Here is a 20,657-nt window from a genome sequence, read left to right on the forward strand (position 1 = left end):
GCCAGCCCTATTGTTACTTCAACAGTAGTTGCTTGAAAAGTTGTTACTTAAATAGCGATGTCATTAGCTTGGCATGTGGCCAAAGCGGCCGTTGTTAAAGTCTTCTATCGCTTCAATGATGTCACGTTCGCTATTCATCACAAACGGCCCATGACCTACCACTGGCTCATTGAGCGGCTCGCCACTTAGCAGCAACAGGGTTGCGTCATTATTGGCTTCAAGCGTCAGTGCGTCACCTGCTCTAGAAAGCTCGGCTACTTGCGCGTCACGCAGTACCTCTTCGCCATTGACTTGAACCGTACCTTTTAGCACGACCAGCAGGGTTGTCCATCCATCCGGCTGCGTCAGCGTGGTTGTCTTACCACCGTTTAGCCGCACATCCCATACGTTCATCGGTGAGAACGTCTGTGCTGGGCCCGAGTGAGCCTTACGGTTGTCATCTATATAGCTGCCGGCGATCACGCGGACGCTCCCAGCTTGATCAGGTAGTGCTGTCACAGGAATCTGGGCATTAAAAATTGCCTGATAGCCTGGTGTGGCCATTTTGTCTTTGGCGGGTAAGTTTACCCACAGCTGCACCATCTCAAGTGTGCCGCCTTGCTCTGTAAATGCGGGCGAATGAAACTCATCGTGCAGGATACCCGCACCCGCCGTCATCCACTGCACGTCGCCTGGGCCAATTACGCCGCCTTTGCCCGTTGAGTCGCGGTGCGCCACTTCTCCTTGGTAGACAATCGTGACGGTTTCAAACCCTCGGTGCGGGTGTTGCCCGACACCGCGTGGCCGCGTGGTGGGAGTAAAGTCGGCGGGCCCAGCATAGTCCAGTAACAAAAAGGGACTCAACTGCTCGGAGCGTGGGCCATAGGAGAACAGCGAACGCGCCGGAAAGCCGTCACCCACCCAGTGAGGGCGTGGAGCGCTGGTAACACCTACTAACTTTTTCATCGTTTCTCCTTAAAGAGTACGTTGCTGGTTAAGAAGGGTACGTGTTAGGTGAGGCAAGTAATAGATAGTGCAGCTGAGACTCAGTGTTGCAGTGCTGGAACGCTAGGTGCTTGCTTGATTGAAGAACGTAGACTGTACTTTGGTCAATCACTGACATGGAAGCTCAGTGTTCAGCGCTGGGCTGGCGGCTTTTTTCGCCAGTTGGTGACTGGTTGTTTGGCTCACTTACTTTAAATGACAAGGTTGGTATGAAAAAGAACAGCTCGTGGCTTGTGCGGGTTGCGCTGGTTGTCACTCTGGTGTTTTCCAGCGCATGCATAGCGCAAACTCAAGGAGATGAGAGCGAAAATGAGCGGTGGTTCGCTATTGACTCGCTTAACACAGGGCTAGGCGATGTGCCCGAAGAGGTTGGGCGGATGTCGCCACGGGAAATGGTTCGCAGTTTTTTAGCGTTCACCGAAAGCGAAGATTACGCCACAGCGGCGCATATGCTGAACCTCAACGATATTGACCCAGGCGAGCAGCAGTCTCAGGGCGCCGAGCTCGCTAGGCAGTTAGCGGAGGTACTAAAACGTGGTGAATGGTTGAATGCGTCTAATATGTCTGGCCGTCAAGATGCTGTGATAGAAGATCCTTCCGGACAGAACCCCCTGGCAGGAGAGCCACAGCGCAATATTGAGCTGGCTGCCCTAAAGGTAGAGGGCCAAGCCTACGATGTTCGACTGGGGCGCTACCGCGTAGGTGAAGAAGACCCTGTGTGGTTAGTGATGCCAGAAAGCGTGTCGTTTATTCCGGCTCTCTACGAAGAGTACGGGCCTTCAATGCTGGAACGCTATATCCCTGAGCGGTTAAAGGCGTCGTTTGGCATGCTAAAAATCTGGGAATGGTTAGCGATTCCGATTTTTTTAATCGCCATTGGCACGGTGGGGGTGGTTACTTACTACGTTGTTGGGCTAGTGGCACGCATCCTGCCCTCTGGCGTGTCTACTATTTTTGCCGATCAAATTGGCGTGCCCATGGCGATGATTGTTATGTCGCTGGTAACACAGATGTTACTGGACTACGTTGTATCGTTTTCCGCTATTGCGACGACGACGTTCCGCGTGCTGTTGATCTCTATCATGGCCTGGGGCGCAGGTACTATTGCGCTGCGTTTTGTTGACACGATTATGCTGCGTTTAACGCGACGCTTGGTAGGGGAAATTGATGACACCAAGCCTAAAGATCAGCGACGGCTGCTAACCTCGCTATACGCATTGCGCCGGGCCATTATTCTGATCACCGTGACCGGTGTATCTATCTACATCCTAGGTCAAGTTCAGCTTTTCGAAACCCTTGGCTTGTCTATTTTGGCGTCTGCCAGCGTATTGGCAGTATTAGTGGGTGTGGCGGGGCAAACGGTTCTTGGCAATATTCTCTCCTCGTTTCAGTTATCGCTGGCCAAGCCTATCCGTATCGGCGACTTGGTGATCTTTGAAGGGGAGTGGTGTTATGTCGAAGGGATCTTTTATACCTATATTCGACTGAGATCATGGGACGAACGACGCTTGATAGTGCCCGTCACCTACTTCACCTCCAAGCCTTTCGATAATTTGTCGGTGAAGAGTACCAAGATGTACCGATCCTTGGTGCTGACGCTTCACCTCAGTGCCGATATAGGGCTGCTAAGAGATAAATTCCTCGAATTTGCCAAAGAGGAGGAGAACGTTGTCGAACACCATAAGCTGCTCTGTTACGTGACGGCACAAACGGGAACGGCCCAAACTATCACCTGCTATCTAATGACATCTGACCCCATGGCTGGCTGGACCGCCGAGATGAACTTGCGCGAGAAGCTGCTGGCCTTTATCCGCGATAACCATCCAGAGTGGTGGCCAAGGGAAATCATGGTTATTAGCCATGAGGATATTGCACGCGGAGAAGGGCAAGGCAAGCGTTCGCAGGACGCGGATAGTTCTGCGGGTAAACCGTCTGAATAGAAGGCAACTAAGCAGCGGCAAGCGCCGCTGCTTTTATCAGTTCTATCGCTCAGTGTTTATTTACAAAGTGTCAAAAAGCCATCTTCATCGATAAACCCTTTATCGCCGGTGACAAACCAGTGTTGGCCATCGAGTTCTTTAATGGCGGCGGCTGTACGTTTCGGGTCGTTTAGGTAGCCCTGCATCACCTGAGGACCGCTGATTAAAATCATGCCTGCTTCTCCGCTAGGCTGTTCCGCAAAGCTTTCCGGCTCAACGATTTTAAAGCTGGTGCCGGGGAGCGGCATGCCGACGGTACCCGCTTTACTGCCTTGCTGTATTGTTTGGTAATGAGCGCCCAACGAATCCGGTAGATTGACCGATGCCACAGGAGCGGTTTCGGTTGCCCCGTAACCTTTATAAATAGGCTTATGGAATTTTAGGACGAAGTCGCTGCATACCTGCTCATCCAATGTTTCGGCACTGACAACGACTGCCCGTAGGCTTTCTAGCATGAGTGGGTGCACTTTGGGGCTGTGGTTTAGGTGCTGTAGAAAGTCTGATGTGCCGAACATCAGGGTGGCTTTGTGCTTGGCGACAGAGCTGGCAATACCAGCAGTGTCGTTGGGGTCCGCGTGGCAGACCAACGGCAGGCCTTCGATAAGTGGCAGCAGTTGGGTAACGGTGAGACCAAAGGCATGAAACAGAGGCAGCGAGCCGATCACCACATCGTCATATTGGGTATTAAGCACATCGGAGGTCTGCTTAATATTGGCCATCAGGTTGCGGTGGCTAAGCATGACGCCTTTAGGCTGTCCTTCGCTTGTGCTTGGAAACACAATGGCGGCGGTGGCATTGGCATCTCTACTGCGGCAGTAAAGGCGTTGAAGCAGCCACGTAGGCAGCAGGCGAACGGCAAGCCAAGTGCTGACGCGTTCATGACGGCGGATGCTGGCTTGCAGATCTTCCAGGTAAATCGTCCGAGTATTTGCTAGCCGCTGGCTGATGTTTAACCCTTGTTGCTGGAGTTTTTCGACGAAGTGGCGCGAGGTAAACACCGTGTCGATGTTGGCTTGGGCGAGTGCCGCAGAAAACGTGTCTTCTTTCGCGGTGCCATTGGGACTGTCGTCAAAATGATAGTTGAGGTTAACCAGTGTTTTTCCAGCCAGAAGTGTTGCCATATTGGCTAGTGCACCCACGCTGCTATTAGGCAGCAGTAGGCCCACGTTTTGCCCAGGGGTTAGCGTGTGGATGCGCTTTGCAATAAGCAGACTGGCGGTAAGTGCTTGGCCTGCCGACAGCGGGTGGCTAAGGGTATCAGTGAGTGCTTGTGCGCCAAGGTTACGCTTCACGCTACGAATCCAGGCGTCCGGCAGCGAGGGCAGTTCATCGATAGCATGTTGCCACGAGTTAGTTGCTTGTTCGAAGATGCGCCGTTTGAGCACGTCGGCAGGGGTGTCTTTGGGCAGCGGCTTGCCAAACGCAACGACGATTGAGCGATGGAGAGGCGCGTTACGCAGCTCTTTGAGTTTGCTGGATGAGCGAGAAAACTGGCTACCCCACAGGCCGCGCAAGTAAAACGGCACAATACGTACCTCTGGGTTGGCCAGCTTGCAGGCGCGTTCATAGCCTCGGCGCAGCTCGCCTAGCTGGCCGTTGCGGCTGATCGCGCCTTCGGGGAACAGGCATACCACTTCACCGTTATTCAGCTGTTCGGCAACGGCGGCTAGGGCGTTATCGGCTCCTGCGCCCCGTTCGATAGGAATACAGCCCAGCGCCTTAAAAAACCAGCGCAAATACCAACGCTGATAAATATCCTTCAACATGACAAAACGCACGGGGCGAGGGCAGGCGATTTGCACCATTGCCCAGTCTACCCAGCTAATATGGTTGCCAAGCAGCAGCACGCCGCCTTGGGCAGGCAGGTGCTCTAATCCATGAACATCAACACGATAACGGCGAGTGAGCAGAAAACTGAGTAGAAAGCGCACCAAGCTTTGGGGCAATTTGAAGATAGTGTAGCCACCGCCCACCATGGCAACGGTCGCCACGAGCAACAACAGGTAGTGGCTATCTACACCTGCCAGGGCAAACAGTGCGGTAAGCGCCAGAAAGCCCAGCATAGACAGGTTCTGAATCCAGTTGTTGGCAGCCAGCACAGTGCCTAGTTCATGGTCTGCCGCATGAAATTGAATCAGTGCATTGAGCGGTACAATGAATAACCCGCCCATCATGCCAATAAATACAAAGTTCAGCGCTTGGCTAATGGGGGTGGTGAGCAGTGGCAAGCACCACAGACCCACCGCAACGCCGACAGCGCCTAATGGAATCAAGCCGGTTTCAATACGGTTACGCGACAGTTTGCTGGCAAGCAAGGACCCTAATGCAATCCCAATACCGCTAGCGGCAAGAATTCCTTGCAGCACTAAGGTGTTATCAATGCTGAGTGCATCTTTGGCATAGGCGGGAAAAGCGGCGAGCAGCACCTGGCCCACCGACCAGAAAGTCGCAAGACCGATAATTGACAGCCGCAGCACCGGTTGACGGCCCAGAATGCTCAGGTTGTCTTTAAGGGCGCTGCCTTTGATATAGCGCTGCCAGGTGAGCGGGGTCGTCGAGGGCTGTGCGTTATCCGGTTTCAAGCGATACAGTGCCATCACTTGTATAACGCTGTTCAACACCAGCAGCCAACCCAGCGGCGCAATGCTGCGCAATAGCTCGTCGGGTGTTTGGGCGCTGGGTAAAATCCAGCTTTCAAACAGCGCGGTAAAGGCCACGGTGCCTGCCAAAATGGCACCAATGGTGACGGCCTGGATAAGTCCGTTAGCTTCTGCCAAGCGGGGTTTGCCAAATAGCCCTTTCACCAAGCCATACTTTGCGGGGGAGTAAAAGGCTGACTGAATTGCCAGCACTAGCGTCATGGCAAACGCCAGCCAAAACCAGCCTTGGTAATAAGCGGCGGTGATGCCCAGTGAAACAGCGACAGCGGCCCAGGCGGAACCCCGGAGAATGCGAACTTTGGGGTAGCTATCTGCCACATGACCTGCGGGGCTAAACAGCAAAATAAACGGCAAAAGGATAAGCCCATTGACCAACGCCGTCAGTACCACCTGGGTTTCGCCGTCGTAGCTTTTAAAAATCGTGTTTTGAATGACGATTTTATGTCCTAAATCCACAAAGGCATTCAAGAAAATGGCAATCAGATAGGGCCAAACACCCGTGATGCGTAGTAAAGGTTGCATGAAATGACGCCTTATAAACCAGAAGTTAGGGCACTTTCGGTAAATGGGGTTAATGTTGCAACTCTGGTGGTTCAAGTTGTGTTATTTGGGCTTTACGGTATCGTTATACGCTACTTTATATGTCTGGAGGTTGTGTGTCTCAGACAAGAGCGCTTATTGATACCTTAAAACGCCAGCTGCGCTCCCAGGGGAAAACCTACGCTGATGTGGCGTTATGGCTTGGGTTGAGCGAGGCCTCGGTCAAGCGATTGTTCGCTGAGCAGCACATCACCCTAGAGCGGCTAGAGCGTATTTGCGATCAGCTTAACCTGGAATTTGCTGAGTTGGTGCAATCCATGCAAGAGGAAGAGCACCGTTTGCAGGAGCTGACCCAGGCGCAGGAGCAGAGCATTGTCGATGATCGTGAGCTGTTTTTGGTCGCTGTGTGTGTGATTAACGGCTATCGATTTGATGAAATTCATCACCAGTACCAGCTCAGCGAGGCGCAGTGCACTCGGCAACTGCTGGCGCTAGAACGGCTAAAGCTGATTGACCTATTGCCGGGTAATCGAATCCGGCGGCGTGTGGCCGCGAATTTTCGTTGGCGGCCTGGCGGCCCCATTCAGCGTTTTTTCCAGCAATATATTGCCACAGAGTTTTTTCAGTCCCGTTTCGATAGCGACAGCGAAAAGCTGATGGTACTGAATGGCCTGCTTTCTCATGCAGGTAATGCTGAATGGCAACAAACGATGCAGCGGCTGGCAAAAGAGTTTCACGCCCTGTGTGAACGAGAAAGTGGGCTGCCCATTCATCAGCGCTTTGGCACCACCTCGGTACTGGCTGTGCGTCAGTGGCAGTCAACGCTGTTTAAAGATGTCGCCCGCGGGTCGTATAGGCAAAAGAAAATTTTATAAACCAACGTTTTATGGGCATATATTTTATGAGTTCACATTGTTATGAATAGCACTCCTTTTCAATTACTAGCCTGTCCGTTAGATGGCGAGCCGCTTAATCTTGCAGGCAGTACTTGGCGCTGCTCTGCTGGGCATAGCTTCGATGTTGCTAAGCAAGGTTACGTCAACTTGCTTCCGGTACAGCAAAAGCGTTCCGCTGACCCTGGTGACAGTAAACTGATGGTGGCGGCGCGGCAGCGTTTTCTTGAGGCTGGTTACTATCAGCCCATTGCCCAGGCGGTAAGCAAACATCTGATAAGCCATGCTGAGGCTCAACCTGCTAGTTCGCTATTTAGCTGCCTGGATGCTGGCTGCGGTGAAGGCTATTACTTGCGTGAGCTATCTCGTGCTGTATCGAATTCGCGGCCACTTTCACTGCTGGGATTAGATATTTCCAAATGGGCAGTGCTGTCGGCGGCCAGGCAAGATGATAAAAAATCTCCGCTTTGTCGTTGGGTCGTCGGGAGCAATGCGCACTTGCCAGTTCAAACGAAGACGCTCGACAGCGTGCTGTGTATGTTTGGCTTTCCGGTGCATCACGAATTTGCGCGGGTATTAAAACCGGGTGGCCTGTTGGTGCAGGTTGAGGCAGGAGTGGGGCACTTGCGTGAGCTGAGGGAGGTGATTTATCCCACGCTTAAGCCAGACACGACAAGTGAACGGGAAGTGCCTGAGGGCTTTACCCAGTTGCACACCGAGTCACTTAACTATCAAATAACGCTGGAAGGGCAGGCATTAATTGGTGATCTATTAACGATGACGCCCCATCTTTACCGTGCCAGTCAGGAGGGGCGGGCACGTGCAGCGGCACTTGATGAGCTTACCCTGACGGTGGATGCCAAACTAATGGTGTATGAGCGTAAATAGGGGGTAAAAATCCGACCATACTCTCTTTCTTCATCTTTATTACAACTGCCTTTCACTTTGTCTTTCATTTTCAACATGCAAACGCAACAAGGCCCGCATAAGCGGGCCTTGTTATCCGAACCCGTTAAGGTTCGAGCAAACTCTTAAACCGTTAAGGCTTAGGACATTTGCTTGATGTTAGAAGCCTGAAGGCCTTTCTTACCCTGGGTAACGTCAAAAGAAACGTTAGCACCTTCTTGAAGGGTTTTGAAACCGTCAGACTGAATTTCAGAGAAATGAGCAAAAAGGTCGTCGCCGCCGTCAGAAGGAGCGATGAAACCAAAACCTTTAGTGTCGTTAAACCATTTAACTGTGCCAGTTGCCATGATGTAGATCCTTTCGCGCTAATGCGCCGTAATAAAGTTCCTGGTATTACCCAGATGAATAGTAGCGGGTGAAACAAGGAATACAATATCAGGCTGCCGAAATAGATCGTACACTTCTGAAACCATGCTGCTTGCTAACCAACTGACGCTACAGTGACATGATTTTTTCTTCGGGTCAAAGCTTTTTTATGAATATTTTCTGGGGGTGGTGTCAGGGCCGCGGTTACTTCCACCCCACTTTTCAGGTGCTTGGGGCTTTACGGTGAGTCAGACCTTCAATGTTAAAAATGGTATCTTTGGCACAGCACTTTTGAAACGACAACCCGGTCGGTAAGGCACGTTATCAAAACGAGGAGAGTCCAATGATTGCCGAACATGAATTGGCATATCTAAAGCGCGCTGTGGCTTTAGCAGAGGAGGCTTTAAATGCAGGGGATGAGCCATTTGGTAGTGTGCTGGTAAATGCTGAAGGTAAGGTATTAGCCGAGGATCGAAATCGCATTGCCGGTGGGGATTCTACTCAGCATCCAGAGTTTTCGCTGGCCCGCTGGGCAGCGAATCATATGACGCCTGAAGAGCGCTCGAAAGCGACCGTCTATACCTCTGGAGAGCACTGCCCAATGTGTGCAGCGGCTCATGGGTGGGTAGGGCTAGGTCGTATCGTTTACGTCAGTTCTTCTGAGCAGTTAGGAGCATGGTTGGCTGCACTTGGCGTAGCGCCACCGCCTGTCGCTCCGCTATCGATTAATGAGGTGGTGCCTGGTTTGACTGTTGATGGCCCAGTGCCTGGGCTGGACGAGCAAGTCCATGCCTTGCATCGCCGCTTGCATGCATAACGTCAGGGCCGGGTTTTGAAGGGCTGGGTATTAATTGTCTGGCAAGGCTCGGTAAGCAATGCATGGCCCATAAAGACAAACGCCGCCTTGTGCTCGACAAGGTGGCGTTTGTTAAATCGATGCAAAAAAGAGCATCAGTGCTTCACTATGCCTAGTGTTTCAATATGACATAGAAGGCGTGAATGATGCCTGGGATAAAGCCAAACAGCGTGAGAATGATATTCAGCCAGAAATGTCCTTTGAAACCGACCTCAAAAAACACCCCTAACGGTGGCAGAATAACGGCAAAGATCATCTTGATTGGGTCAGTTGCGGTAAACGCCATGAAGCCTCCTTTGCTTACATAGTCTGTGTTCTGATTGCTGCTTTGATAACAATGCGTTGCTGGTACTACTGCGAGTGTAGTCACAACAGTTACGCTTAGCGAACCAATACGACTTAGGTATGATGCTGTTTCTTCTTTATCGTTCACATGCCTAAGTAAATGTGTCTACAAAATCCCGCCGAATACTGAATAGGAAAGGATGCCATGACTCACACCTTGCCGCCATCACTGCTACTTGCGAGTGTCGTTTTAGCCAGCTCTGCGTGGGCGCAGGCACCCAGCAGTGAGGACGCGGTACTGCCTACAGTAGAGGTGAGCGCTCCGCGCTTAGCCCGCGAGCTGTATGCCACGCCAGCGGCCGTTTCTACCTTGGAGCGTGAAGAAATTGCCCAAGGTCAGCAGCGGGTGAGGTTGGATGAAGCGCTTAACCGAGTGCCGGGGGTGTTTTTACAAAACCGCGATAACTTCGCCCAAGGGCAACGAATCGCTATTCGCGGCTTTGGCGCACGTGCTCCATTTGGTGTGCGTGGGATTACCGTTGTGGTAGATGGCATTCCTTACACACTTCCGGATGGTCAAGCGCAGTTGGATGTCATTGATTTAGACAGCGCCGAGCGCATTGAGGTGATCCGCGGGCCGTCTTCAGTGCTTTACGGTAATGCGGCTGGCGGGGTGATTGATGTGACCACTGCCGATGGACGTGATAATCCTGGTACTCGGCTGCGGTTGGGCGCAGGTAGTGATGGCTATCAAAAAGTTGCACTGCAAAATGGCGGTGTTCAGGGCAATTGGTCTCACCATATCAGTCTGACGGCGCTTAACGTTGATGGTTATCGTGAACAAAGCTCAACCGAGAAGTATTTGCTGAATGCAAAGTTGCGTCGAGAACTCGGTAGTGGGCAGGCGGTTACCGCGATTATTAATCTGTTGGATAACCCCCGTTCGGAAGATCCCGGTGCACTTAATGCCCGTGAAGTTGCCGCTGGGCGCGATCAGGCCGCGCCCAATTCGCTAGCGCTAGATGCTGGGCAAAACGTCGATCAGCAGCTGTTGGGTTTGCAGTACGAGGACTTAGCGGCGGGTGATGGCGAGCTGTATCTCAAGGGCTTTATTGCTCAGCGTGATTTTGAACAGCAACTGCCTTTTGTAGGTAGTAGTCGTTTGGGCTATCAGCGTGACTATATGGGCGCAAACGCTGAATATCATCACGAGGTGGCGTTAGGGAGCCTGCCGCTGAGTTATATCGTTGGGGTGGATGTGGCGCGCCAAGAGGATGAGCGTTTTCGTAACGATGTCGATGCCCAAGGGGCTGTCGGCGAGCAGTTAGCGGATGAAACCCAAACGGCGACTGCCGCTGGCGTATTTGCCCAAGGGGATTTAGCGCTCTCGGAACAGGTCACGCTCTCGTTGGGCGCGCGATTTGACCGGGTGGCGCTAGACGTCGACGATACGTTTCTTGATGATGGAGATCAAAGCGGGAAGCGTACCTTTAACGAGTGGAGTGGCTCGGCGGGGCTAAGTTATCGCTATCGTCCGCAGCACCAAGCGTATATTAATACCGGCACCGCGTTTGAGACGCCTACGTTTTCTGAGTTTGCCAACCCGACCGGCGGTGGTTTCAACCCCGCTGTTGAGCCGCAAAAAGCATGGGATCGCGAAATCGGGTTGCGTGGCTACATTGAGCCGTTGGCGATGGATTACGATCTCGCACTATTTTCGGTCCGCGTTCGCGATGAGCTGGTGCCGTATGATGAGGGTGGCCGTACCTTCTATCAGAATGCAGGCGACACAAATCGCGATGGCCTAGAACTGGCGCTGGGCTGGCAGCTTGCCGACCAGTGGCGTCTGGATAGCGCTTTAACCCTCGCGCGTTATGAATTCGATAAGTTTGCAACACCTAGTGAACGCTTTGATGGCAACCGGATTCCTGGGTTGCCAGAGCAGACGTGGGTCAATCAATTAACCTGGGAAAACCTTGATCAGCGTTTCGCCACGTTGGAAACCGAATACATCGGTGATTTAGTAGCGGATAACGCTAATGCGACGGAGGTAGATAGCTATTGGCTGCTCAACCTCCGAGTGGGTGATGGTTGGCAGTTAAGTGAAGGTACGCGACTAAGCGCTTATCTTGGTCTGCGCAACCTGCTTGATGAAGAGCACTATGCCAATGTGCGCTTAAACGGCACCTTTGGCCGCTTTTATGAGCCAGCCCCAGGGCGAAGTGTTTATGGCGGCGTGGAGCTGAGTTTTTAATCAGAGGCTCCTTAGCAAAAAACGGGCGACCCATCGGGGCGCCCGTTCTCATTTATTACTACGCTGAGTGATGGCTATTCCGGTAACGCGTAACCAATCACGTAGTCACCCATTTTGGTGCCGAAGGTGCCGTGACCACCGGCGGTAACGACTACATACTGACGGCCATCTGCACCGGTGTAGGTCATCGGCGTTGCTTGGCCACCTGCAGGCAAGCGAGCTTTATACAGCTCTTCGCCAGTGGTGATGCCGTAGCCGCGCAGGTATTGATCCAGAGTGCCGCTTAGGAATGAAACGCCACCCGCAGTCGTTAGCGGGCCACCTAGCGCAGGAACGCCGACGTTCAGACCAATCGGCAGATCAAAGGGCATGCTGTCGCGGGTGGTGCCATTGCGGTGCTTCCACACAATCTCGTTACTTTGTAGGTCGATTCCTGCCACATCCCCCCAAGAGGGTGCTTGGCAGGGAAGGCCGAGTACTGATAGCAGCGGGCCGAGTTTGACTGCGTAAGGGGCACCTGTGTTGGGCTGCAAACCTTGCTCGCTAGCGGATCCTTGGCCATCCTCAACTTCATCACGTGGAATCAGCTTGGAAACAAACGCTAAGTACTTCGCGCCGGTAAACAGTGCTTGGCGTTCGGGGTCTACCGCAACACCCCCCCAGTTCATCACTCCAACGTTGCCGGGGTAGATAATGCTGCCTTCCAGCGAAGGCGGTGTGTACTGGCCTTCATAACGCAGCGAGCGGAACTGGATGCGGCACATCATCTGATCAAAGGGTGATGCGCCCCACATGTCGCGCTCAGTCAGCGGCGGTGGCAGCAAATTCAGCGCTGAGCGAGGTTGAGTTTCTGCCGTCCAGTCGCCTTCAATAGCACCTTGAGGAGCGGGCACTTCTTCAATGGGCACAATCGGCTCGCCAGTCTCACGGTTTAATACATACAAGCTGCCTTGTTTAGTGGGCTGAATGACAGCTGGCTGGCTGCCATCTGTCGTCGCCAAGTCAATTAATACGGGTTGTGCGGGTGTGTCCATGTCCCATAAGTCGTGGTGCACAAACTGGTACACCCAGGCCACTTGGCCGTCGTCCAAATTAAGCGCTACTAGCCCTGCACTATAGGTCTCATCATTTTCAGAGCGGTTAGCGCCGTACTGGTCCGGCGTAGCGTTACCCATGGGCAGGTAAACGAGGCCAAGCTCTTCATCGACGCTAATCGGCGCCCACACATTGGGTGAGTTACGTGTGTAAGTCTCGCCCTCTTCTAATGGTGTGGTGTCTTCGGGATTACCGCTGTCCCAGTTCCACACCAGCTCGCCAGTGTGCACATCAAAAGCGCGTATTACGCCAGAAGGTTCGTCGGTTGAGCTGTTGTCGGTAACGTGGCCACCCAAAATCACCAAGTCTTCAGTAACAGTAGCGGGCGATGTTGAGTAATAGCCCCCTGGTCTGAACTCGCCAATATTGTTCGTCAGATCGATCTCACCGTTTTCACCGAAACTTTCACAGCGCTCTCCGGTATCGGCGTTGAGTGCAATCAGGCGGGCATCGGCGGTGGGTAGGTAAAGTCTGCGTGGGCACATGACATCGGTGGCGCTTAACAACTCAGAAGTGGAGTCTTCTTCAGAGGTGAGCGAGAAGGATAGGTCGAGTTCAAACTGGCTGCCATCGGCATACAGTGTTGGTTTATCGATGGTGGAATCTTCAGAACTGCTGAAATAGTTAGCTGCATCGTAATACGCCAAGCCACGGCAGGTCATATGCGCCCAGCCGGAAAAGTCCTCTGCGCCCATGGTGCTAATGTTGGGATCAAACGCCCACAGAGTCTCGCCGGTTTCGGGCGACAGTGCCATCGCACGGCTGTGCGATGTGCAAATATAAAGGCTATCGTTGACCTTTAACGGCGTGTTTTGGTTGGTGATTTCAGGCGGTGCATTGGGGCCGGGTTCATCACCGGTTTGAATACGCCACACCTCTTCCAGTTCGCCTATATTTTCAGGAGTAATCTGACTAAGCGAGGAGTAGTGCGTCCCTGCATTAGTGCCGCCGTAGGCAGGCCAGTCATCGCCTGCAGCCTGGGCTGGGTTAACCTCTTTATTATTGGCAGACTCCATCGTGCCTGCCACAGTACCTGGATAGGTGAATTGACTAGCAATTGCCACAATAATCGCTGCGACAATGCTTGCCACTAGCGCTAGGCTGCCGCCGCGTGAGTGTAGCGGTTTTCGCCACCAGGGAAGCAGTAAAATGATGCCAATTAAACAGACAATGGCAACCCTGGGGACCAGCTGCCACCAGTCTAAGCCAACTTCCCAGAGTGCCCATAGCAGCGTTGCAAAAAGTACCGCTGCATAAAGCCATAAGGCTATGCCTTTGCGCATTGCCAGCAGTACACCGACAACAAAAATACTGACCCCAGCGATTAAGTAGTAGGCGCTACCACCTAAACTAAGCAGCTTAGCGCCGCCAATGGTCAGTGCAACACCAGCTACCGCGAGTAGCAGGCCAAGCAGTAGCGCTGGCCATTTGCCGTGGGCACGCGTGTGTCCATCCATGAGAAAACCCCTATTAACAACGAATTGAAGCCGCTTGGTAAAATTAGAAAAGCGACAGATCTGCAACGTGCCCTAACCCATTGGCAGTGATGATGGGTTAAAACACACATTGATTATGGGTAATTTTAATAATCAATTCACTTTTGGTCTAATCATTTGCTTGCTAAGTAGTGCTATAAACCAAAAAGCCGCGCCTGTTACCGTAGCGCGGCTTGTTATTGGGGTAGGAAATAGTGAGGTAGGCAATGTGGGGTTAACTTGACGTAAGCATGGCTTAGTCAGTGAGCTTCACCAGCATTTTGCCGGTGTTGCCCCCTTCAAAAAGCGCTAAAAAGGCATCCGGTGTGCTTTCAAGACCCTCTTTGACGGTTTCTTTATAGGCTATATTGCCTTTCGCTACCTGAGGAGAGACTTCGTTGAGGAAGTAGCGATAGCTAGACCAGTGATCGGCGACAATAAATCCCTGCATCTTAGCTTTGCGTACCACCAGCTGGGAAAGGTTGCTCGGCCCTGGTGTTGGTGCTTCGACGTTATAGCTGTTAATCATGCCACATACGGCAATGCGTGCACCGTCATTGAGTTGACTTAGCGCTGCTTCTAAGCAGGTACCACCAACGTTCTCAAAATACACGTCAATGCCATTAGGACTAGCAAGCTTAATAGCGTCGCTGAGCTCCTGTGCACTACGGCCTTGGTAGCTAACCGGCTCAACGCCCAATGACTCAAGCCACGCAAGCTTGTGGGCAGCCCCAGCAATGCCAACCACGTGGCAACCTTTGGCTTTCGCCAGCTGTACAGCAAGCGAACCAACAGCACCACTGGCAGCGCTTACCAGTACATTGTCGCTAGGCTTACACTCAGCAATAAGGTTCAAGCCTGTCCATGCCGTCATGCCTGGCATGCCCAATACACCTAGATAAGCTTGTTCTGGTATGTCGCTGTCTGGTAGTGCAGTAACACTGTCGCCTGGCACTTGAGCGATATCTCGCCAACCGCCCATGTGGCTGACTTTATCGCCTTCCTTAATGGTAGGGTGGTTAGACGCAATGACCTCGCCAATTGCGCCACCTTCCATCGGCTTGCCCAGCTCAAAAGGGGCGACATAGGTGCGCACTCCTGTCATTCGTCCACGCATATATGGGTCAACGGACAGCCAATGGTTGCGAACCCTGACTTCACCTTCGTCAAGGTCGGGGAGTTCCTGGCTTTCCAGTGAAAATAATTCGCGCTTTGGTAAGCCTGTGGGGTAATTAGTTAAGGTAAAAAAGCGAGATTGCATGGGTGCCTCCTGCATGTGTGATTTAAACAAATCTCCTTGCAGCATAGAGACCATTAGCGTGCTTTCAAGTTCGTCAAAGAATTAATTTGTAGTGCAATAAAAAAGCGGCCCTGGTGAGCCGCTTTCAATTAAGCTGAATCTTCTTCAACGCTGTTTTTTTAAGGGGTATCACACGCTTGCGGGTGTGCTATCCGTTAATCGACCAGGGTGATCATGACGGGTGCGACGCCACGTCGAATCATGCCGAGTTGGCGAGCTGCCCGTTTTGATAGATCAATAATACGTCCCTTAACAAAGGGACCGCGATCATTGATCAGTACTTCAACCTCCTGTCCGGTATCTGGGCGGGTAACTAGCACCTTGGTACCAAAAGGAAGCGTTGGATGAGCTGCCGTCAGTGCTTGTTGGTCAAATGGTTCACCACTGGCAGTGGGTGATCCTTGAAAACGGTCGCTGTAGAAGGATGCAACCCCTTCACGAATTTCAATATCGATGGCAAACGCATGACTAGCTGTAAAAAAAATGAGTAATGCCGCTGCACAACTCGTTCGGATAAAACGTTTAGATGCTCCCATTGGAGTGCCTCAGTTTGCATAGTGCTGATTCTATACGTATCGGTATGTTACCGACATATCTGCCGATAGTAACGTGGCTATTTTGATACGGCAAGCTTTAAGAAGATCGATGCAATTGGCTTCTAAATTAAGATTTTTTGCAACTTTCTTCAGTGCCTTTGTAATTCAGCAAGTTAAAGAAGTGTGGTCGATGTAACTAAGCAATGTATCGTGTCTATTATAAATTTTAGATAAAGGCTCACTTTAATCAGGTAAGCATCATATAATTAACGCTCGCTAGGTTTTAAATGTTTGCCAATAAACAAGGATGCACCTATGGCTAAGTCTTCTTCTCTAACGCTGATTTTGGTTGCTGTCGGCGGGGTTGCTGTTGGTTTTTTAGCTGCTCAGGCCGTGCCGAGCTTTACGACACCGGCCCCCGTTGAAGAGTCTGCCAGCTCAGAACAGGGGCAGGCTTCCTCGGCATTAGCAGGGCTTGATAGCGTCACGCTTGGCGAGCGTGCTAGAGGTGAAATTACCTCGGCAGGTGAGTTAAACGGTAATGACGGTAGTCGCTATTTGCGTTATGCGATCAGCCTTGAAGAAGGTTCGTTAGTAGAACTTTCTCTTAGCGGCGCCTTGCAGGGGTTGGTAGCGCTCTATGACGATCAGCTACAGCTGTTAGAGAGTGCTGAGACAGTTCGTCACCATGTCGAAGAAACTGGAGACTATCTGGTGATTGTCAGTGGGGCGGATGCAAGTGGCTATGGCCCATTCACCCTTAATAGCCGCACGGTTGAGCTGAGCGACTCTGACACGCTGGCCATTGGCGAGCCGATGGATAGCTGGTTAGATGGAACCTCTCGGGAGGTATCGTTAACCGTCGAAGAAGCAGGCATGTATCAAATCGAGATGCGCGCTGATGAGTTTGATGCGTATCTAGAGCTATCTGGCCCGAACGGCTACTACCGTGAAGATGATGATGGTGCGGGCAACTTAAATGCACGTATTTCAGATTTCCTTGCTCCTGGTGATTATACCGTCACCGCACGGTCTGCCTTCGGCGAAGGGAGTGGCCTTTTCACGTTGAGTGCTGAACCGCGTGAGTTGCCGGGCGATGGTGAGCTACGCAACGATGGTAGCGTTATGCCTAGTGATACGCTTAGTGGTTGGTTGAGTGGTCAGGAGCTGAGTTATCAGCTAGAGATCGAAGAAGCGGGTATGTATCAAATCGATATGCGTTCAAGCGATATCGATTCATATCTTGTGCTGGAGGGGCCTAATGGATATTTCCGCGAAGATGACGACAGTGCTGGCAATCTGGACGCCAGTATTGCCGATTTCTTGGCGCCGGGTAGTTATCAGTTAACAGCACGCACGGCGTATGGCTCCGACAGTGGTTTGTTTACGCTGTCAGTAGAGCCGCGTGAATTACCGGATGGTGTAGAGCTGCGTAATGAAGGTGAGTTAACACCCAATGAAACGCTCAATGGCTGGTATAGCGGTGAGCCGTTGACCTATGAACTCACCTTAGAAGAAAGCTCTTTGGTCAGGCTTAATATGCGTTCAAGTGACTTTGATACGTATTTAGAGATTCATGGAGAAAGCGACTCTTACAGTGATGATGACGGCGGTAGTGGCACTAACTCGCGTTTAGAGCAGGCGCTTTTGCCGGGCACCTACACCGTTATTGCACGTGGTTTCGCTGTTAGCGGCAGTGGTATGTTTGAGCTGCAAGTCAATGCAGAGCCAACAGAAATGCAGCCTGACGCGTAATTTAGCGCACGTTGTATGATTAACTACGCCCTTGCTGGTGACAGCAGGGGCGTTTGCTTTTGTATTACTATTTACGTGGCTTGAAGGTGGCTACGTTATTCACAAGGAGGTTTTATGCTGCGCTATTCATTCGGCTTAACGGTGATTGGTTTATTGTTATTAAGTGGTTGTCAGTCGTCGGATAATGCTTCTGAAGAGTCACTTGCGCTTGTTTCAAAAACGGTTGAAAAAGAGTACATAGCACCTGAGTGTCAAGCTGAACAGTGCTCTACCGTTACCGTGTCTGCGCTTGCGTTTCCGCAGTCTGCAGAGCTAACGGAGCAGCTACGAAAGCGGCTGTTAACGCTTGCAATGGGCATTACTGAGGAGGATGCATTGCCAGCTGATAGCTGGGATGCCTTTGCACAAAACTTTTTTGAGCTAGCTGAGGAAGATAATCGCACCTCACCTGGAGCAATGACTAGCGAGGCGATGTTAGAAGCTAAGGTTTATGGGCAGCACAACGACTTATTGATACTTGAACTAAGTAGCTACGTTTATCACGCGGGGCAAGCGCATGGTTTGCCAATGACTGAGTTTATGGTGATAGACGAGCGTCAGCAGCGTGTGGTTGATCCAGACGATATGCTGTTGGAAGACCAGCAGGGCGCTTTTCAAGCACTGCTCGATCAGGCCCACCAGCGCTGGATAGAGGAGATGGGCCATGATGAGCAGTTTGCCCTAAGTTGGCCGCTCAGCGAGAGCCGCAACATAGCCCCGTTAGCAACTGCCTGGGAAGTTAAATATAACGTCTATGAAATTGCCCCTTATGCAGCCGGCCAACCTGTCTTGACGTTATCCCTTGATGCGCTGGAAGGTATCGCAAAGCCTCGCTATTTAGGTAAGTAGTGCTTCAGCGGCTCGCTTTTAAGCAGCCTATAACGACCAACAAGGCGGCCGTTGGTAGCCGCCAGTCGAACACGCTGACGCCTGCCAGTACCAGTAGCAGTGCCGCTAGGATCGGTACACCATAGGCAAGGCTGCCGACTAGGCTGGCTTGGCCAAATCGTAGTGCTTTATCCCAGGCCACCATGGCGATGCCGTACGGCCCAAGCCCCAGCGCGATGCCCGCCAACAGAGCTTCGCCCTGCGGCATGATGAAGGTTCCTTCCACTATCAAGCTGGCGCAGGTTGTAACAGCGCAGGCGACCATTAATAACCGCGGGAGCAATGGCGTCAGCGATACAGGAGCTACTTGCCCGAGCCAGGAGTAGAGCGCCCAGCAACAAGCCGCCAGTAGCGCTAACCCATATCCTGAAGCAGCCCCACCAAAGCCGCCACTTAAGGCTTGCGGCAGTAACAAAATAGTGGCACCCGAAAAAGCAATTAGCGCGCCTGTTACGCTTGCGATATGCAGACGACCAAACCGGCTCCATTGGCTTAATAGCACAAACAGCACTGGCCAGGTGTAAGTGATCAACGCGGCTTCTGCGGCAGGTGCTAGACGCATGCCAATGTAGTAACTGCTAACAGCACCGACGATCAACAGTGGTAGACCAAGCCATACGCTAATTTGCCAGCGCAGACGGCAAGCCGCGACGTTAACGCGACGGCTGAGTGGCAGTGTCGCTAGTGCACCTGCCAGCAGCGTAAGTGCGGTGAGCTGAAGCGGAGAGGTATCCCGCGCCAACTCTGCTAATAGTGGCGCTATGCTCCATAACATCACCGCCACAAGTGCTGCGCATACACTGTACCTGGGTGATATGACAACCGGGGAATGAACGGGATGCATGGCATCTCTCCTTGCGTTAAACCTGAGACGCGCAGCATACTCAGTAAACACTCATCACAATATCGATCTTTTATGATCATTATTATCAATAATGGTGATGTATGCGCGCGCCGACGTTTGACTTAACTCTGTTGCGTACGCTGGTCGCGATTGCCGATACCGGGAGCGTCACGGCAGCGGCAAAGCGGCTAGCGTATACCCAGTCAACAGTGAGCATGCAGTTACAGCGTTTAGAGACGCAGCTTGATGTGAGTTTGCATGAGCGAGCTGGGCGACGGCTGCGTTTCACCCCAGAAGGAGATCGCTTACTGGCTCACGCGCGCCGCCTATTGGCACTTAATGACGACGCGTGGAGCGATATGCAGGCGCGCCAGATAACGGGCGATTTAACGTTGGGTATTCCTGAAGACTATGCGTCGCTATTGCCGTCAGTATTTGCGTACTTTCACCAGCTGTATCCTGCGGTGGGGCTAACCGTAAAGTGTGGCACCAGTGCTCACTTGGTCGAACAGGTCAAAGCAGCGGAGTTGGACTTAGCGCTGGTGACTCGCCAACGAAACTCGCCAGGAGGCGATGTGATTCGTCGTGAGCCGCTGATATGGGCGGTAGGGGTAAATCAGCAGCCTTCGCTAAGTGACCCTATTCCGCTAGCGCTTTATTCACCCGGCGCTGATGTTTTTCGCGAGGTTGCCGAGCAGGCGTTACAAGGGGCTGGGCGTGATTGGCGCGTTGCGTATACCAGCCAGTCAATGGCGGGTCTTGCTCCTATCGTAACAGCGGGGTTAGCCGTTGTTGTGGTAACGCGTAGTATGTTAACCCCATCGCTGCGCCCGCTGGATGACAGCAGTGGTCTTCCGGCCTTGCCAATGATTGAGCTAGCGCTCCATCGTGCTCCACACCGTCCTTCTGAACCTGCGCGGCGTTTAGGGGAATTGATTCGCGAACAGCTAGCGGCACCTAGTGAAGCGTTATAAGGTGTTGCTTTAACGTGTTCTTTGATAG

The 20,657-nt window shown here is 52.2% G+C and carries 16 protein-coding genes; 8 read left to right on the plus strand and 8 right to left on the minus strand.

Translation table 11 applies throughout. From position 1 onward, the window contains the following. Window positions 1-63 precede the first annotated feature (63 nt). Complete coding sequence (locus tag ACN06F_RS03895; RefSeq protein WP_198348555.1) at window positions 64-945, minus strand: pirin family protein; 882 nt, start codon at window positions 943-945, stop codon at window positions 64-66. Window positions 946-1,193: 248 nt separating this feature from the next. Between ACN06F_RS03895 and ACN06F_RS03900 the strand changes: the two genes are divergently transcribed. Further along, the gene (locus ACN06F_RS03900; protein ID WP_433924687.1) at window positions 1,194-2,924 is read left to right on the plus strand and encodes a mechanosensitive ion channel family protein; all 1,731 of its coding nucleotides are present in this window, start codon (window positions 1,194-1,196) and stop codon (window positions 2,922-2,924) included. Between the two features lie 56 nt (window positions 2,925-2,980). Here ACN06F_RS03900 and ACN06F_RS03905 read toward each other — a convergent pair whose 3' ends face one another. Next, on the minus strand, window positions 2,981-6,145 hold the full coding sequence (locus tag ACN06F_RS03905; protein ID WP_433924688.1) for an acyl-[ACP]--phospholipid O-acyltransferase: 3,165 nt from the start codon (window positions 6,143-6,145) through the stop codon (window positions 2,981-2,983). A 134-nt stretch (window positions 6,146-6,279) separates the two neighbouring features. Here ACN06F_RS03905 and ACN06F_RS03910 point away from each other — a divergent pair, with 134 nt between their 5' ends. Both ACN06F_RS03910 and ACN06F_RS03915 read left to right on the plus strand, forming a co-directional pair. Next, window positions 6,280-7,038: a helix-turn-helix domain-containing protein gene (locus tag ACN06F_RS03910; protein WP_433924689.1), complete on the plus strand. Its 759-nt coding sequence runs from the start codon at window positions 6,280-6,282 to the stop codon at window positions 7,036-7,038. A 42-nt stretch (window positions 7,039-7,080) separates the two neighbouring features. Further along, window positions 7,081-7,944, plus strand: a complete 864-nt coding sequence (locus tag ACN06F_RS03915; protein ID WP_415964404.1) for a putative RNA methyltransferase — start codon at window positions 7,081-7,083, stop codon at window positions 7,942-7,944. Window positions 7,945-8,102: 158 nt separating this feature from the next. Here the strand turns inward: ACN06F_RS03915 and ACN06F_RS03920 are convergent, their stop codons facing one another. Beyond that, the gene (locus ACN06F_RS03920) at window positions 8,103-8,309 is read right to left on the minus strand and encodes a cold-shock protein (protein ID WP_009722287.1); all 207 of its coding nucleotides are present in this window, start codon (window positions 8,307-8,309) and stop codon (window positions 8,103-8,105) included. A 362-nt stretch (window positions 8,310-8,671) separates the two neighbouring features. Between ACN06F_RS03920 and ACN06F_RS03925 the strand changes: the two genes are divergently transcribed. Beyond that, the gene (locus ACN06F_RS03925) at window positions 8,672-9,145 is read left to right on the plus strand and encodes a nucleoside deaminase (protein WP_095602597.1); all 474 of its coding nucleotides are present in this window, start codon (window positions 8,672-8,674) and stop codon (window positions 9,143-9,145) included. Window positions 9,146-9,296: 151 nt separating this feature from the next. On the opposite strand, the gene ACN06F_RS03930 is transcribed toward ACN06F_RS03925, so the two are convergent. Continuing rightward, window positions 9,297-9,470: a YqaE/Pmp3 family membrane protein gene (locus tag ACN06F_RS03930; protein ID WP_035538925.1), complete on the minus strand. Its 174-nt coding sequence runs from the start codon at window positions 9,468-9,470 to the stop codon at window positions 9,297-9,299. Between the two features lie 204 nt (window positions 9,471-9,674). Between ACN06F_RS03930 and ACN06F_RS03935 the strand changes: the two genes are divergently transcribed. After that, a complete protein-coding gene (locus ACN06F_RS03935; RefSeq protein WP_433924690.1) occupies window positions 9,675-11,723 on the plus strand; it encodes a TonB-dependent receptor family protein in 2,049 nt (682 codons plus the stop codon). 74 nt (window positions 11,724-11,797) lie between these two features. Here ACN06F_RS03935 and ACN06F_RS03940 read toward each other — a convergent pair whose 3' ends face one another. The 3 genes from ACN06F_RS03940 to ACN06F_RS03950 form a co-directional block, all read right to left on the minus strand. Then, window positions 11,798-14,275, minus strand: a complete 2,478-nt coding sequence (locus tag ACN06F_RS03940) for a glucose/quinate/shikimate family membrane-bound PQQ-dependent dehydrogenase (RefSeq protein ID WP_433924691.1) — start codon at window positions 14,273-14,275, stop codon at window positions 11,798-11,800. Between the two features lie 274 nt (window positions 14,276-14,549). Continuing rightward, a complete protein-coding gene (locus ACN06F_RS03945; protein ID WP_433924692.1) occupies window positions 14,550-15,554 on the minus strand; it encodes an NADP-dependent oxidoreductase in 1,005 nt (334 codons plus the stop codon). Between the two features lie 194 nt (window positions 15,555-15,748). Continuing rightward, on the minus strand, window positions 15,749-16,129 hold the full coding sequence (locus ACN06F_RS03950) for a septal ring lytic transglycosylase RlpA family protein (RefSeq protein WP_009722293.1): 381 nt from the start codon (window positions 16,127-16,129) through the stop codon (window positions 15,749-15,751). Window positions 16,130-16,444: 315 nt separating this feature from the next. On the opposite strand from ACN06F_RS03950, the gene ACN06F_RS03955 reads away from it, so the two are divergent. Together ACN06F_RS03955 and ACN06F_RS03960 are read left to right on the plus strand one after the other, a co-directional pair. Continuing rightward, window positions 16,445-17,884, plus strand: coding sequence for a hypothetical protein (locus ACN06F_RS03955; protein WP_038481901.1), 1,440 nt, complete (start codon window positions 16,445-16,447; stop codon window positions 17,882-17,884). Between the two features lie 114 nt (window positions 17,885-17,998). Next, window positions 17,999-18,772: an RsiV family protein gene (locus ACN06F_RS03960; RefSeq protein WP_038481904.1), complete on the plus strand. Its 774-nt coding sequence runs from the start codon at window positions 17,999-18,001 to the stop codon at window positions 18,770-18,772. 4 nt (window positions 18,773-18,776) lie between these two features. On the opposite strand, the gene ACN06F_RS03965 is transcribed toward ACN06F_RS03960, so the two are convergent. Beyond that, the gene (locus ACN06F_RS03965) at window positions 18,777-19,655 is read right to left on the minus strand and encodes a DMT family transporter (RefSeq protein WP_433924693.1); all 879 of its coding nucleotides are present in this window, start codon (window positions 19,653-19,655) and stop codon (window positions 18,777-18,779) included. Window positions 19,656-19,756: 101 nt separating this feature from the next. On the opposite strand from ACN06F_RS03965, the gene ACN06F_RS03970 reads away from it, so the two are divergent. Next, the gene (locus ACN06F_RS03970; RefSeq protein ID WP_095602591.1) at window positions 19,757-20,629 is read left to right on the plus strand and encodes a LysR substrate-binding domain-containing protein; all 873 of its coding nucleotides are present in this window, start codon (window positions 19,757-19,759) and stop codon (window positions 20,627-20,629) included. Window positions 20,630-20,657 lie beyond the last annotated feature (28 nt).

The organism is Vreelandella sp. 21 (assembly GCF_050995515.1).
Taxonomy (GTDB): Bacteria; Pseudomonadota; Gammaproteobacteria; order Pseudomonadales; family Halomonadaceae; genus Vreelandella; species Vreelandella alkaliphila.

What these genes read in the sequence shown, in the direction of transcription:
- ACN06F_RS03895 (WP_198348555.1), bottom strand. Translation starts at nt 945, where the DNA reads ATGAAAAAGTTAGTAGGTGTTACCAGCGCTCCACGCCCTCACTGGGTG.
- ACN06F_RS03900 (WP_433924687.1), top strand. Translation starts at nt 1,194, where the DNA reads ATGAAAAAGAACAGCTCGTGGCTTGTGCGGGTTGCGCTGGTTGTCACT.
- ACN06F_RS03905 (WP_433924688.1), bottom strand. Translation starts at nt 6,145, where the DNA reads ATGCAACCTTTACTACGCATCACGGGTGTTTGGCCCTATCTGATTGCC.
- ACN06F_RS03915 (WP_415964404.1), top strand. Translation starts at nt 7,081, where the DNA reads ATGAATAGCACTCCTTTTCAATTACTAGCCTGTCCGTTAGATGGCGAG.
- ACN06F_RS03920 (WP_009722287.1), bottom strand. Translation starts at nt 8,309, where the DNA reads ATGGCAACTGGCACAGTTAAATGGTTTAACGACACTAAAGGTTTTGGT.
- ACN06F_RS03925 (WP_095602597.1), top strand. Translation starts at nt 8,672, where the DNA reads ATGATTGCCGAACATGAATTGGCATATCTAAAGCGCGCTGTGGCTTTA.
- ACN06F_RS03930 (WP_035538925.1), bottom strand. Translation starts at nt 9,470, where the DNA reads ATGGCGTTTACCGCAACTGACCCAATCAAGATGATCTTTGCCGTTATT.
- ACN06F_RS03935 (WP_433924690.1), top strand. Translation starts at nt 9,675, where the DNA reads ATGACTCACACCTTGCCGCCATCACTGCTACTTGCGAGTGTCGTTTTA.
- ACN06F_RS03940 (WP_433924691.1), bottom strand. Translation starts at nt 14,275, where the DNA reads ATGGATGGACACACGCGTGCCCACGGCAAATGGCCAGCGCTACTGCTT.
- ACN06F_RS03945 (WP_433924692.1), bottom strand. Translation starts at nt 15,554, where the DNA reads ATGCAATCTCGCTTTTTTACCTTAACTAATTACCCCACAGGCTTACCA.
- ACN06F_RS03950 (WP_009722293.1), bottom strand. Translation starts at nt 16,129, where the DNA reads ATGGGAGCATCTAAACGTTTTATCCGAACGAGTTGTGCAGCGGCATTA.
- ACN06F_RS03955 (WP_038481901.1), top strand. Translation starts at nt 16,445, where the DNA reads ATGGCTAAGTCTTCTTCTCTAACGCTGATTTTGGTTGCTGTCGGCGGG.
- ACN06F_RS03960 (WP_038481904.1), top strand. Translation starts at nt 17,999, where the DNA reads ATGCTGCGCTATTCATTCGGCTTAACGGTGATTGGTTTATTGTTATTA.
- ACN06F_RS03965 (WP_433924693.1), bottom strand. Translation starts at nt 19,655, where the DNA reads ATGCATCCCGTTCATTCCCCGGTTGTCATATCACCCAGGTACAGTGTA.
- ACN06F_RS03970 (WP_095602591.1), top strand. Translation starts at nt 19,757, where the DNA reads ATGCGCGCGCCGACGTTTGACTTAACTCTGTTGCGTACGCTGGTCGCG.